This is a genomic window from Capnocytophaga haemolytica, from assembly GCF_001553545.1.
Lineage (GTDB): Bacteria > Bacteroidota > Bacteroidia > Flavobacteriales > Flavobacteriaceae > Capnocytophaga > Capnocytophaga haemolytica.
Map to the genome: position 1 here is coordinate 2,214,230 of NZ_CP014227.1, position 14,372 is coordinate 2,228,601.

The following is a 14,372-nucleotide window of genomic DNA, read 5'->3' on the forward strand; positions in this document are numbered from 1 at the left end:
TACAAATGTTAGTGATTTTTTATTATAAATTAAGCATTCTATTGGTATAACTCCCCTACTCTATCACTTTAAGGCACCCTATATCTTTCAAAGGGAAATTCCTTTTTGAAAGAAAAACTATATCACATTTGCCGTTATTCAATAAATTATTACTACCTTTGCAGTTCTTAAAGGAGAATTTATGATTGTAGCACCTTCGTTATTAGCTGCTGATTTTGGTAACTTGCAGCGCGATGTGGAAATGGTGAACCACAGTGTTGCTGATTGGTTCCATATCGATGTGATGGATGGGCTTTTTGTGCCTAATATTTCGTATGGTATGCCTGTGGTGGCTGCCATTGGTAAATATGCCCAAAAGCCGTTGGACGTGCACCTGATGATCGTAGACCCCGACCGCTATATTGGTGTGTTTGCAGAGTTAGGGGCGGCTATCCTGAGTGTGCATTACGAGACTTGTACGCACCTGCACCGCACTTTGCAGGCTATCAAAGCCGAGGGAATGCAAGCGGGGGTGGCACTCAATCCGCATACGCCCGTAAGTCTGTTGGAGGACTGCATTGCTGATATCGATGTGCTACTGTTGATGAGCGTAAACCCTGGCTTTGGTGGACAGACCTTCATTGAAAACACTTACAAAAAGGTGCGACAAGCGCGAACACTCATCGCACAAGCGGGTAGCAAGGCACTGATTGAGATCGACGGTGGGGTAACGACCGCCAATGCCCCTGAGCTAAAAGCAGCAGGAGCAGACGCCATAGTGGCAGGGAGCTTCGTTTTCAAAAGTGCTGACCCCGTGGCAACTATTGCTGAGCTTAAAGCGATATAAACCGATGTGATAACATTAAAACAATTTGATTATGGCAGAGATAGTAAGTTTAAAGCAGTTAGACCTCAATGGCGTATACACCTATGCCGATTATCTGATGTGGAAGCTCCAAGAGCGCGTAGAGCTAATCGCTGGGAAGATCTTTAAGATGAGCCCTGCACCTGCGCTAAACCATCAGGCGGTGTCAGCTAATTTATCAGGGTTATTCTATGTTTTCTTCGATGGAAAACCTTGTAAATATTATGCGGCTCTCGTAGATGTTATTTTAACGAATAAAGACAAGAAGGACAATGAGATAACCACAGTAGTGCAGCCTGACCTCATCGTGGTGTGCGACCCAGAGAAGCGCAAGGGGCGCGCTTGCAAGGGAGCTCCTGACTTGGTGGTGGAAATACTATCGCTGAGCAATAGCAAGCGCGATTTGAAGATCAAATATAAACTCTACGAGGAAAATGGCGTACGCGAGTATTGGATAGTCAATCCGCGGGATAAGTACATTCAGCAGTTTGTGCTCGAAGGCAAACACTTCTACCTGAAGGACACGTATTACAAGGACGATGGCGACATCGCCTCTGTGGTTTTTGAGGGCTTATCATTGCCATTGGAAAAGGTTTTTAATATCTGATAGAGAGATGAGGAAGTACATTCTTTTTAGCATTATAAGTCTTTTGCTGTGTGCGGCTTGTTCTCACAAAGAGAAAGTGGCACAAGGGGCTACCTTTATTTTCCCTGAAGATACACAAGCAGTTTTCCGAATTAACGACAAAAACAACTTCCTGAGTGCCATTGCCAATAATGCCTTTTGGAAGGAGCGCAACCCTCAGAGCCTCAACAGTTATGAGACAAAACTTGTGCAGAGCATTCCCGCTAATGCCGATATATGGGCAGCCTTCTCCACAGGCGACCACTTCACGGTGATTGCCAAGAAAAATACCTCCGATAAACAAAGTCTTTGGAAGGAGGCTGACAGCCAAGTGAAGCGACAAACGCAATTCGGCAAGGAATGGTATTACCTCATTTACGACGGTTATTTAATCATCAGTAGCTCTGAAAATGTAGCTATCTACACACAATTGAAGGATAAACCCCTCACTGAGAACCAAAAGAACCTCCAACAGTTGCAAAAAGTAGGAGGAACGAACTGTGTGGCTAATCTTTTTATCAAAAAGGATAGGGCTAATGACTTCTTTAAGGTATTCTTCGGCAGTGAGGTGGTAAAGAACACTAAGGATTGGGTGCAGTTAGACCTTTCTTTGGAGGAAAATGACATCCGATTCAGTGGTACGGCACTCATCGCTAAGGATAGCACTTCGGTAGATCCGCTGCTGCACACACTCCCTTATCAGAACAGAGTGCTTGCGGCACTCCCTTCTTCCATCACTGCACTTACTTCCTACACTTTCGAGGACGGCGAAAAGCTTACACTCAGCGATAAGAATGCACTCAACAGCCCTTTTCGCACTTCCATCAATGGGGTTTCTATTGCCAAAAGTCCTCAAGGGCAGTTTGCCATCACTTCCTGCTTTGATGTTGATGAGGCTTTGCAGCAATTGCCCGTGCTTTCTGAAGATTTGCAGTATAACTTCCCGATGTACGAGCTCAATGGCGAGCTACCGTTTAAGTTCTTCACTGCCTTTGCCGAAGACTTTGTGCCCCGCTATGTGGGCGTAAGCGAGCAGTGCCTCATCTTCACCCCGACCAAAGAACTACTTATTGCGGTGATGAGCGACATCCAGCGCGGCGACGTGCTCACTGCGAATAAGGCATACGACCTACTCGAAAAGCATATTGCCTCGAACGTAAGCCTCACGCGGATTACTAATCTCTACGATACCCCCGCTTTCAGTGCGGCTTATCCTGCCATTGCACAGAACTACCGCTGGGCAGTATTCCAACAAACCCCTCAGAACGATTACTACGTACTGAATTTCGTCTGCAAACACCAAACCGAAAGCACCCTCTCTGACGAGATGCGCGAACGCTTTCGCTTTACAGTAGATGCCGAGATGATCACCCCACCGACCATTGTGCTGAACCACCGCACCAAATTGCGCGAAATCGTAGTGCAAGATGCCAATTTTAACTTCTATTTGATAGGCAATAACGGTAGTCTGCTCTGGAAAAAGAAACTCGATGGCAAGATTACCAGCCCTATCAAGCAAGTCGATTTATTCAAGAATGGCTTTCTGCAAATGGCATTCACCACCGAGAAATCCGTGTGGATATTAGACCGCAATGGCAATGTCGTAGCACCCTTCCCACTGAGCTATAAAGAGCGCATCAGTCCATTGGAGGTGTTTGACTACGAGCGCAATAGAGAGTATCGCTTTCTATTTGCTGAAGGCACTACACTTCACCTTTTGGATCGAAAAGGGCAGCAGGTGCCAGGCTTCTTCTCGCGCACCAACGGTAAGCCACTCTTTACACCGCGCCACTTCCGCTTCAATCAGAAAGATTACTTGGTATACCCTTCCGACAATGGCACTTTTAACATCTTGCACCGCAATGGTGAGACACGTATCCCTGTGAAGCAACAGTTCAAATTCTCAGACAATCCGCCACTGTGTTGGAACAACAACTTTGTGTTTTCAACTGCAAACGGGGCACTTATCCATATAGATGAAGGAGGAAAAATACGTCAGGAGGATAAAAAACTCAGTGAAAACAACTATTTAGTAGGTAATACCTATGTTTTCACCCTTCTTTCGGGCAATCAACTCTCTATTGGTGATAAAACCTTTACGCTTCCCGAAGGAAATTATGACCGTCCGCGTCTTTTCCGTATCCGAAGTATCAATTATGTGGCTTTGAACGATAAAAAACAGCAAAAAGCCTATCTTTATGATGAAAATGGTACACTCATAAAGGACTTCCCCTTAGAGAGTGTTTCGCCTATTGATATTGATGTAGATTACGATAAATCAGTGTGGATAGTCACTGAGAAGACCCCTACAGAACTCATCCTCTACACTTTAAAGGATTTTAGAAAATAATGAAAGAAGCAGTTGTTATCGGGCTGGGGCTCATTGGGGGCTCACTTGCCTTAGAGCTCAAGAAGCGCGCCAACTACAAAATCAAAGGTATTGATGCCGACCCTGCCAATGTGCAAAAAGCCTTAGAGCTGGGTATTATTGATGAGGAAACCACTTACGATGGTTTGCAAAATGCTGAGGTAGTGATTATTGCAGTGCCTGTAAACAAAATTGGCGAAGTAGCCTTGCGGGTGTTAGACTGCGTAGAGAGTGAAACCTTAGTGATGGATGTCGGTTCGGTGAAGGGCAATATCTGCCGTGAGGTAGCTTCGCACCCACTTCGTTCGCAGTTCGTAGCCGCACACCCGATGGCAGGGACGGAGTTCTCAGGTCCTGAGGCAGCTATTTACGACCTTTTCGATGGCAAGGTGATGGTGCTCTGCGACGTACAGCAATCGGATTGGCGACTGCTTGACAGAGCATTGAGCATCAGTAAGCTGCTGAATATGCGCGTAAAGATGATGCCTTCGGAGGAGCACGACCGCCATATCGCCTACGTATCGCACCTCTCGCACGTGATCTCTTATGTGCTTGGGCAGACCGTCCTTGAAAAAGAGCGAGACGAGGCACAGATCTTTGATATGGCGAGCTCAGGCTTTGCCTCCACCGTACGTTTGGCAAAGAGTACGGGCACAATGTGGAGCCCTATTTTCTTGGAAAACCGCGACAATGTGCTGCAAACCCTCGATGAGTATATGGAGAACTTAGCCAAGTTTCGCACACTCATCGCCGAAAGCGACGACGCAGGACTGAGAAAAACCATCAGCGACATCAACTATATCAAGAAAGTACTCAAAGGGTAACAGATCTTTCTTCTTATTTTTTTGGTGGATTGGCATTGTTTTTGTATCTTTGCACGAAATAATAATATATTCAGTATCACTCTAAAATATAATAATTTATGGCAGAAGCTTCATTCACAGGGTTTTTAAACACCTTATTAATCATACTTTTGGTGATTATTGCCTTACGAGTATTCTTTCGCATAGCAGGTCCTTACCTAATGCGTTATTTACTTGGGAAGGTAGAACAACGCATCAATCAGCAGTTTACACAAGCACAACAACGGCCTTACCAACAGACAACAGAAAACAAAGAAACGACCATAGATCCATCATCCTCTAAGACCCCACAAGTAAAGAAACAGATTGGGGAGTACATTGATTACGAGGAGATATAAGTTTTATTATTAAAATATTTATTATAGCAGTGAAAAGATTTTTACCTCATATTGTAGCGATAGTGCTTTTAGCAGTTATCGCAGTAGCATTTTTTTACCCTGTATTGCAAGGTAAGGCAATTTTTCAAAGTGATATTGTGCAATATACGGGGATGGCTAAGGAGCGCAATGACTATCGCAGTGAGGAAGGCAAAGAGAGCTATTGGACGAATAGTGCCTTTGGAGGTATGCCCACTTATCAATTGGGAGCGCACTATCCGTATAACTTCGTAAAGGGCTTGGACGAAACTATTCGGTTCTTGCCTCGTCCTGCTGATTACCTATTTCTCTATTTTATAGGGTTTTATGTGCTACTATTAGTGATGAAAGTAGACTATAAATCGGCTTTTTTAGGGGCGGTAGCTTTTGGGTTATCTACCTATCTGATTATCATATTGGGGGTAGGGCATAATGCTAAGGCACACGCTATTGGTTATTTTGCGCCTGTATTAGCAGGTATTATACTGGTATTCAGGGGTAAGTATCTCTGGGGAGGACTGCTCACAGCCGTGGCTTTAGCTCTGGAACTGAATGCAAATCACCCACAAATGACTTACTACTTGCTCCTATTAGTAGGGGTATTAGGCGTTATAAACTTATATAATAGTTTTAAAGAGAAACAATTAAAGCCATATTTCACATCAATTGCTGTGCTTGTAGGGGCATTAGTAGTTAGTCTCTTAGCTAATGCTACCCCTCTTTTAGCTACCAAAGAATATGCAGCTTGGAGTACCCGAGGCAAGTCGACACTGACTTTTAACCCTGATGGAACAAAAAAAGAGCACGAAGGGCTTTCAAAAGACTATATTACCGAATACAGTTATGGCATTGGAGAATCTTTAAACCTCATTGTTCCTCGGCTTTTTGGGGGGTCAAATCACGAGAAGGTAAGTGAAAGCTCCAAGGCGTATCAGAATTTGGTACTCAAAGGCGTTCCTGCTGAGCACGCAAATCGAGCACCTACCTATTGGGGAGATCAGCCTATTGTAGCAGCACCCGCATACATAGGTGCTGTGGTCTTCTTTTTGTTTGTCTTGGCTTTATTTATTGTTAAAGGACGTGTAAAATGGTGGCTTGTGAGTGGTGTAGTACTGTCATTATTACTTTCGTGGGGTAAGAACTTTGGAGCCCTTACGGATTTAATGATTGATTACTTCCCGATGTACGATAAGTTTAGAGCTGTATCATCTATCCAAACTATTCTGGAACTCTGTGTGCCACTTTTAGCAATGATTGGCCTCTATAAGTTTGTAAAAGAGCCTGAGAATTACAAAAAGCCGTTACTCCATACGCTTTATATCAGCTTAGGATTCGTGGTATTTTTATTTCTCATCAAGGGATTTTTTGGGTTTAAAGGTGTAAATGATGTAGCTTATGCGCAGGCTTATGGTGAGGACTTTATAAATAGCGTAATAGAAGACAGAAAATCAATGTATACTGCTGATTTATTGCGTACTGCCTTCTTTATGCTACTCAGTGCATTATTCCTATTGTTATTTCAATATAAGAAGATACAACAGTGGGGGCTTTATACCGCATTTTTAGTATTGATAGCTCTTGACTTAGGAGGTGTCGCACGCCGCTATGTAGGCAGTGGGGATTTCGTTGATAAACGCACTATGGAGTATCCTTTTGAGGAAACCGTTGCTGACACCAATATCCTTAAAGATAAAGGCTATTATCGTGTATATGAGCCACAGGTAGGTATTAATGGGGCTCGTACTTCCTACTTTCATCATTCGATTGGGGGCTATCACGCTGCTAAGCCTAAGCGTGTACAAGAGCTTTTTGACTACCAGATCGCCAAAGGCAATATGGAGGTGCTCAATATGCTAAATGTGAAGTATATCATCTTACCCAACCAACAAGGTGGGCAACAGGTGATGCAGAACGATGAGGCATTGGGCAACGCGTGGTTTGTGAAGCAAGTAATTGTAAAGGATAGTGATGATGCAGTAATGAAAACGTTGGAGCACTTTAAGCCAGCAGAAGAGGCTTTGGTAGTGAAGAAATACTATGACAAGCCGATGACCTTTGCTGTGGATAGCACTGCTACCATACGGCTGACACATTACACTCCTGATATGCTTGAATACCAAAGTGATAATAAGGAGGAAGGCTTTGCAGTGTTCTCAGAGACGCATTACCCTCACGGCTGGAAAGCAACAATTGATGGGCAGCCAGCGCATTTTTATCGTGTAGATTATGCTTTGAGAGGAATGCCATTACCAGCAGGCAAGCACACCATCCGCTTTAGCTTTGAGCCTGAAGTAGTGGCTAAAGGTAGTAAGATAGCTCTTGCTGGGAATGTACTTTTACTCTTGTGGCTTATAGGAGCTGTACTATGGCAATTTAAGAAAGCTCCAAGAAAATAGTAAAGACAATATTTTTACAACTTTTATTTTGTACACATACCACTTGTTAACGTATCTTTGCACTTTGAAATAACACATATTCTCTAAGTACATTGACATAGTGGTTTTTAATTACGCTAAGATATCTTCCATCTGCTCCATCACCTCACTGATGATGGCTTTCTCTTCTACCAACTCGGCTGAGAGCGCGGCTTTGGCTTGCTGCAATTTGATGATCTTCTCCTCAATGGTGTCTTTGCTCACAAAGCGGATGACGTTCACCTTGTTCTCCTGCCCTAAACGGTGGGCGCGCCCTATGGCTTGTCGCTCTGAGAAGGGATTCCACCAAGGGTCTAAGAGCAATACGTAAGAGGCGCGGGTGAGGTTGAGCCCTACTTCGCCTGCCTTGAGTGAGAGAAAGAAGAGTGGCACTGTGGGATCGCTCTGGAAGGTGCTCACTGCCACACGCCGCTCAGCTAAGGGGGTGCTGCCACTGAGGTGAACGTACTTTACGCCTGCCTGCTTACACCAGTCTTCATATAGCTGCAAGTGTGTGGTGAAGCTGCTGAACACCAACGCCTTTTGCCCCGAACTGACAATCATCTGCAAGGTGCTGATCACCTCTTCGTATTTGCCCGAGGGCAGGGTGCTTTCTTTGTCTGCTAAGCGTGGGTGATTGCTTATTTGCCTAAGGCGCATCAGCATCTTCAGAGCACTAATCTGACTCACTTGCCCTTCGATATGCAACAGCTCATTCCTTATCTTCGACTTCTCCCGCTCATACCACTTGCGCTGCTCGTCTGCAAGAGGGCAATAGGCGATTTGCTCTTCCATATCGGGCAAGTCGGTGAGCACTTGCGCCTTGGTGCGCCTAAGCAAAAACGGACTGATGATGGTCTTCAGCTCCTCAAGGGCTACGGGGTTATGTTTCTTCTGTATCTCTGTGATAAAGTGCTTGTTGAAGGAGGCGTAAGTCTGCAAGATGTCGGGGTTGATAAACTGCATCTGTGCCCATAGGTCGCTGAGGGAGTTCTCAATAGGCGTACCACTGAGCGAGAGCTTGTGTGCGGCTTTCAGGCTGTTGATAGCCTTAAAAGTCTTACTCGTGTGGTTCTTTATACGCTGACTCTCGTCTAAGATGATATAGCGGAACTCGTGTCGTTGCAATAGCTTGGCATCAAGAGCTACGATGGGGTAGCTGGTGAAGACGAGGTCGTAATGCTGGAGGCGGTTGAGCTTCACCTTGCGATTGCTGCCTACGTATTGGGTGCACTTTAGGTGTGGGGCAAAGCGTTTAGCTTCGTCATACCAATTGAAGATAAGCGATGAGGGTAAGATTACGAGCACACGCAAAGGTTCGCGCAGTAGCTCCCCTTGTGAGAAGAGGTCGGCATAAGGTGAAGGGTGCTCAGGTAAACTATCGTGGATGTGAGTGAGCAGTGCGAGGGTTTGCAGTGTTTTTCCTAAGCCCATATCGTCTGCTAAGCAGGCACCCATACCATTATGATAATGCTCTAAAAGCCACTTTACGCCCGCTATCTGATAGGGACGTAAGGTGGCTTTTAAATTAGGTGAAGGGGTATAGTCCACCTCCTGCACCAAGCTGGTAGGTCGTAGCTCAGGTAAGGACTCAAGCAGGGCGTAGTTGCTGCGTGGCAATTGCAGCTTGCCTCCGCGCTCTTGGGTGTACTTCACTACCGTGCCAAAGCGCGCAAACCACTCCTGCGGAATGATAAACAGCTTGCCATTGGGCAGTTCGTATACGGGGTTTTGTGCCTTGAGGTTGCCGACGAGTTCCTTAAAATGAAAACGACTGTCGCCGAGCTGCACCTCTATATTAAGGTCGAACCAATCATTGTCAGTAGTGGTGGGCGACTGCCTGAGCACAGGGGCTTCAAAGGCTATTTCCTTACCCCCTACCAGCAGTTTACCTATGCTAAAGCCCGCCTCCGTGAGTGCTGCGCGATGGCTGAAGAGTGCTGCGTAAGTAGCAAAGGGGTCTGTGCTGTCTTTGAGGTAGAAAGTGCCTTCCTCCTCAGCGAAGCCCAAGCGAGTGAGTGCCTTGTGGTAAACAGCTTCAGCCTCTTTGTCGCGGCGGTAATGGTATATCTTAGGGGTGCGTTGTTCATCAAAGGCTAAGTCGGACTGTGTGTCCTTGCGTTGCTGGCTCTCAAAGGTGTAGCCCCCATAGTCAAAGGCGATGGTGAGCTTGTAGTGATTGGCAAAGAAGTCGTGCAATAGCCTCAGCTCAGCCCCCAACAACTCCTTGCGCTCTATCACGGCAAAGCCAATAGCTTTGATAGGCACTTTGCGCAGTATCTTCTTGAGGAACTTCTCAAAATACTCCTCAATGTTGCGCTCAGGGATGAGCGTTGCCTCTTTCGTGAGGAAAGGCTTCAAGTGTGAGGCTTTTAGGTCGGCAACACGCACCAAACTGCCGTCCAGCACGAGCCAACAATAGGCATTGTTGAGTAGCTCAATAGCCGCCTCTCTTGGGGTGATGCGCTGCTCGCCCTCAAAGAGATACAAGCGGTAGATGATACCCTCTGCCGTTTTCTCAAACTCTAAGGAGGGGGTGAGCACCTTATCACTCACCGCTACGCGCTTTTTAGCAATCTCATCCCTGTGGGTATAACCTACCGTGAGAGGCATACGCTGCTCCACCACACACTGCAAGAGCTGTGCGGTGCGCTCCTCTACCTGCTCTTGCAGGTGCTTTTTGTGCTCTTTGTTGCGGTAAAGTTCTTCAAGGGTAGTGCCCTTCTTGAGGTATTTCTTTAGTAAGGCGGGTGGCTGTAAGTCGTCTACCAAGGCAATAGCCGCAGCGGCTGCCTCTGAAGGCTGCCACAAGTGTAGGCTTTGCAATACCTCAGGGGTAGCGCACTTAAAGAGATGCCAATAGCCTGCCCGCTCCTCAGCAATGTAGGCTGTGGGCAGGTGCAAATCGAAGTCGGGGTGGTAAGAGAGGTCAAAAAAGAGATGATAACTCATTCATTTATCCCATAAACTCGTCTAACATATCAAGCGAGGGCACAAAGAAAAGTGTGCCTGTTTGTGCTGTACTAAAGTCAAGCAAGCGGTCGTAATTGCCTTTAGGATTGCCAATGAATATATTGTTGAGCATCTTTTCTACTGTACTGAAAGTATTGGCATAGCATATAAAATATGTACCTACCTCGTGTGTAACCCCATCTACAAAAGGCATATTATCGCGCACCACTTTTAGGTCATCGCCAACATTTGCCAAGGCAGAATGCGCATTAGTAGGCTTTTCCTCATCGCCCATCTCTATATCCATTTCCTTACTGCGCCCAATAACTTTCTCTTGCTCTGATACAGGCAGTGCCTTCCACGCCTCCATATTGTGAACATACTTCTGCACAAAGAGATAGCTCCCCCCTTGGTAGTTCTTATCTTCTTCCCCTACTACAGCAAAGCGCACACGGTCAGCACCTTGAGGGTTCTCTGTGCCATCTACAAAACCTATTATAGCACGCCCATCCCAATACCGAAACCCTTGCACCTCCACAACGCAATCTGCCACAGAACGCATCAATTCTGTGATAGCCATCTGCATATCGTGAACCAAACTCTGATTGTGCGCACGCAGATGAAAATGCAAATCACCCTCTGTAGCTGGGGCAGTGTGCTTGCTGCCTACAATAGCCTCAAAAGACTTTAACTCTTTGGGAAGCGGTTGAGGCAAACCAAGCAATAACCACGCGTGATGACTGATACCCAAGGTGCAACTGGCTTGCGCCTCTGGAAACCGATTGGTTACCGTATGGTTGAGGTTCGTCACCAAGGCACAGACTTGTGCAAAGGTATCCTTCACTAACTTCTTCTCAACCCCTGTCTTAAAAGTGTAAACTAAGAAGCTGGTATTGTTATTGGGTAGGTCTGTTACGTTCTGATAATTCATTCTAATAGTGTTTTAATAATTCTATGGCATTACTGCTTCAGTATCTGCTCTTGCCGCGCTATCGACTCTTGGTGTATGGCTTTGAATAGTAGGGTGATAAACTCGCTGCTGAGGTTGCGCTCTGCCCCACGCGCGATCATCTTGTCTAAGATTTCCCGCCAACGCTGGTTCTGCAAGATAGCCACATTATTCGCCTTCTTGAGGCTACCGATCTCATCAGATACTGCCATACGCTTCTTTAAGAGGTCAAGTAATTGGTCATCAATGAGGTCGATGTGTGAGCGCAGAGTCGCAAGGGCAGTCTGATAGTCCTCTTGCGTGTTGGTAGTCTTGCGTACACGCAGGTCGTTCAATATCTGTACCAAACGCGCGGGGGTTACCTGCTGAGCAGCATCGCTCCAAGCCGCATCAGGGTCGCAGTGCGTTTCTATCATCAAGCCCGCAGCGTTGAGGTCTAAAGCCGTTTGTGAGATGTCAAAGATGAGCTCGCGCTTGCCTCCAATGTGCGAAGGGTCGCAGATGATGGGCAACAGCGGGAACTTGTTTTGCAGGTCGATAGGCAGTTGCCACTCGGGTATGTTGCGGTACTTGGTCTTCTCGTAAGTGGAAAACCCGCGATGGATAGCCCCTAAGCGCTTTACTCCTGCCAGCTGTAGCCGCTCAAAGGCACCGATCCATAGGGCTAAGTCGGGGTTCACAGGGTTCTTCACCAGCACTATCTTATCCGTATCGCGCAGTGCATCAGCGATTTCTTGTATGATAAACGGACTCACAGTGGAGCGTGCGCCTATCCACAGCATATCAATATCGTGCTCTAAGGCAAAGTGCACGTGGTCTTTATTGGCGACTTCGGTAGCGACCTTCAGCCCTGTTTCGCGCTTTACGCGTTCGAGCCACTTGAGCCCTAAAGCGCCTACGCCCTCGAACATACCGGGGCGTGTACGTGGCTTCCATATCCCCGCACGGAAGAACGACACGGGGGTGTCTTTCAGTTGATGTGCCACTGCGAGCACTTGGCTCTCCGTCTCTGCACTGCACGGACCTGCAATCACCAGTGGGTGGGTAAGGTGCAGATCGTCAAACCATTGTCTGTTTTGTTGGGTAACTTCCATAGTTCATAATGCTTTATTACAAAGGGCAAAGATACAAAAAAAACTCTGACATACCAAAGCATATCAGAGTTTTTATAGCTATATAAATTTACTTCTTACAACGCTACTCTCTTAAAGCCTACGACCTCTACACCATTAGCAGCCACATACTCAGAAACCTTTTTGCTTTCATCTGAGATGTACACTTGGTCTAAGAGGGCTTTCTCTTGGTCAAGTGTGGTGTTGTCTGCAATATAGCGCTGTAGCTTGCCTGGTACGATCTTATCGAAAATCTTCTCAGGTTTGCCTTCTGCTTTGAGTTCTTCTTTGATAGCAGCCTCAGCCTTCGCTAATACCTCTGGGGTAAGCTGTGCATAAGACACATACTCAGGCACGTGTTTCAGTGGATTGCCCAAGCGTGCCAACTCTTCGTTGTCTTTGATGATCGCTGCAATACGCGCTTCGGTTTCTTTAGCTACATAAGCCGCATCAAACTCTTTGTAGGATAGCACTTCAGCTCCCATAGCAGCTACTTGCATAGCCACGTTCTTAGCTACTTCTGCATTGGCTGCTGAAAGCCCTACGAGTGCAGCGATCTTATTCCCGTGGTGGATGTATGAGCCTACGAAAGGAGCTTCTAACTTCTCAAAAGCACCAATTTCAATCTTCTCACCGATTACCCCTGTTTGCTCTGTGAGCTTCTCAGCAACGGTGATGCCATTATAGTTAGCTGCTAATAACTCATCTTTTGAGTTAAGGTTTAAGGCTAACTCTGCCAAATCTTTTGCCAAAGCTACAAATGATTCGTTCTTAGCTACGAAGTCTGTTTCGCAGTTGAGCGATACAATAGCTCCTTTCTTGCTATCAGCACTCACCTTTGCAATCACAGCTCCTTCACTTGAGTCACGGTCAGCACGTTTAGCAGCTACCTTTTGTCCTTTCTTGCGCAATATTTCAATTGCCTTATCAAAATCGCCTTCAGCTTCTACCAAAGCCTGTTTGCAATCCATCATACCAGCCCCTGTGGCTTGTCTTAATTTGTTTACTTCTGCGGCGGTAATATTTGCCATTTTCTTTTCTCCTTTTGTTGTTAAAAAATAAAGTAATTACACTACTAAGGCACGCCTCGTAGTATAATTACTTTAATTATTGGTTATTAAATAATTATTCTGCGGCTTCTGCCTCTTTGTTCTCTGATGTTTCAGCAGGTGCTTCTGCTGTTTTGCCTGCCAATCCTTCGTTAATAGCCTCTGTAACATAAGAGAGGATCTTTTCGATGGACTTAGAAGCATCATCATTCGATGGGATTACGTAGTCTACCTCACGTGGGTCAGAGTTGGTATCTACCATCGCAAAAATAGGAATGTTTAACTTTTGTGCTTCTTTCACAGCAATATGCTCTTTCAGCGTGTCTACTACGAACAATGCCCCTGGCAACTTCGACATATCAGCGATAGAACCTAAGTTCTTCTCTAATTTCTCACGCATACGCTCTACGTGGAGCTTTTCGCGCTTTGAAAGGGTGTCGAATGTACCATCTTTCTTCATACGGTCGATAGACGACATCTTCTTCACAGCCTTGCGGATGGTCACAAAGTTAGTAAGCATCCCACCAGGCCAACGCTCAGTGATGTAAGGCATCTTCACCGATGCAGCCGCAGCTGCTACCACCTCTTTGGCCTGTTTTTTAGTGGCTACAAAGAGCACTTTTTTGCCTGAAGCAACAATCTTTTTGAGGGCTTCATTTGCTTCCTCAATCTTAGCAGCGGTTTTGTAAAGGTTAATTACATGGATACCGTTGCGTTCCATATAGATGTAAGGTGCCATATTAGGGTTCCACTTACGTGTAAGGTGCCCAAAGTGCACACCAGCATCTAATAAATCTTTAATTTCTATGTTATTTGCCATTTTTTTAATAGTTTACGTTC

The 14,372-nt window shown here is 45.9% G+C and carries 11 protein-coding genes; 6 read left to right on the top strand and 5 right to left on the bottom strand.

Features of this window, described 5'->3' with window-relative positions:
- Positions 1-181: 181 nt before the first annotated feature.
- From rpe to AXF12_RS09935, 6 genes are all read left to right on the top strand, one after another.
- Positions 182-826: a ribulose-phosphate 3-epimerase gene (gene rpe, locus AXF12_RS09910; RefSeq protein ID WP_066430718.1), complete on the top strand. Its 645-nt coding sequence runs from the start codon at positions 182-184 to the stop codon at positions 824-826.
- Positions 827-857: 31 nt separating this feature from the next.
- A complete protein-coding gene (locus AXF12_RS09915; protein ID WP_066430721.1) occupies positions 858-1,451 on the top strand; it encodes a Uma2 family endonuclease in 594 nt (197 codons plus the stop codon).
- Between the two features lie 7 nt (positions 1,452-1,458).
- Positions 1,459-3,819: a hypothetical protein gene (locus AXF12_RS09920; protein ID WP_066430722.1), complete on the top strand. Its 2,361-nt coding sequence runs from the start codon at positions 1,459-1,461 to the stop codon at positions 3,817-3,819.
- Entirely contained in the window at positions 3,819-4,661 is an 843-nt protein-coding gene (locus tag AXF12_RS09925; protein WP_066430724.1) for a prephenate dehydrogenase, read from the top strand. Before AXF12_RS09920 ends, AXF12_RS09925 begins: the two co-directional genes overlap by 1 nt.
- A gap of 98 nt (positions 4,662-4,759) precedes the next feature.
- Positions 4,760-5,038, top strand: a complete 279-nt coding sequence (locus AXF12_RS09930; protein ID WP_066430725.1) for a DUF4834 family protein — start codon at positions 4,760-4,762, stop codon at positions 5,036-5,038.
- A gap of 29 nt (positions 5,039-5,067) precedes the next feature.
- Positions 5,068-7,452: a YfhO family protein gene (locus AXF12_RS09935; protein ID WP_066430726.1), complete on the top strand. Its 2,385-nt coding sequence runs from the start codon at positions 5,068-5,070 to the stop codon at positions 7,450-7,452.
- A 111-nt stretch (positions 7,453-7,563) separates the two neighbouring features.
- Here the strand turns inward: AXF12_RS09935 and AXF12_RS09940 are convergent, their stop codons facing one another.
- The 5 genes from AXF12_RS09940 to rpsB all read right to left on the bottom strand — a co-directional run bounded on the left by AXF12_RS09940 (position 7,564) and on the right by rpsB (position 14,352).
- Positions 7,564-10,422 carry a DEAD/DEAH box helicase gene (locus tag AXF12_RS09940; RefSeq protein WP_066430728.1) on the bottom strand — a complete coding sequence of 953 codons (2,859 nt, stop codon included), beginning with the start codon at positions 10,420-10,422 and terminating at the stop codon, positions 7,564-7,566.
- A gap of 4 nt (positions 10,423-10,426) precedes the next feature.
- On the bottom strand, positions 10,427-11,353 hold the full coding sequence (locus tag AXF12_RS09945; RefSeq protein WP_066430730.1) for a Dyp-type peroxidase: 927 nt from the start codon (positions 11,351-11,353) through the stop codon (positions 10,427-10,429).
- A 29-nt stretch (positions 11,354-11,382) separates the two neighbouring features.
- Positions 11,383-12,465, bottom strand: coding sequence for a bifunctional 3-deoxy-7-phosphoheptulonate synthase/chorismate mutase type II (locus AXF12_RS09950; protein ID WP_066430731.1), 1,083 nt, complete (start codon positions 12,463-12,465; stop codon positions 11,383-11,385).
- Between the two features lie 95 nt (positions 12,466-12,560).
- Complete coding sequence (gene tsf / locus AXF12_RS09955) at positions 12,561-13,514, bottom strand: translation elongation factor Ts (RefSeq protein WP_066430732.1); 954 nt, start codon at positions 13,512-13,514, stop codon at positions 12,561-12,563.
- Positions 13,515-13,608: 94 nt separating this feature from the next.
- Positions 13,609-14,352, bottom strand: coding sequence for a 30S ribosomal protein S2 (rpsB, locus tag AXF12_RS09960; protein ID WP_066430733.1), 744 nt, complete (start codon positions 14,350-14,352; stop codon positions 13,609-13,611).
- Between the last annotated feature and the right edge of the window lie 20 nt (positions 14,353-14,372).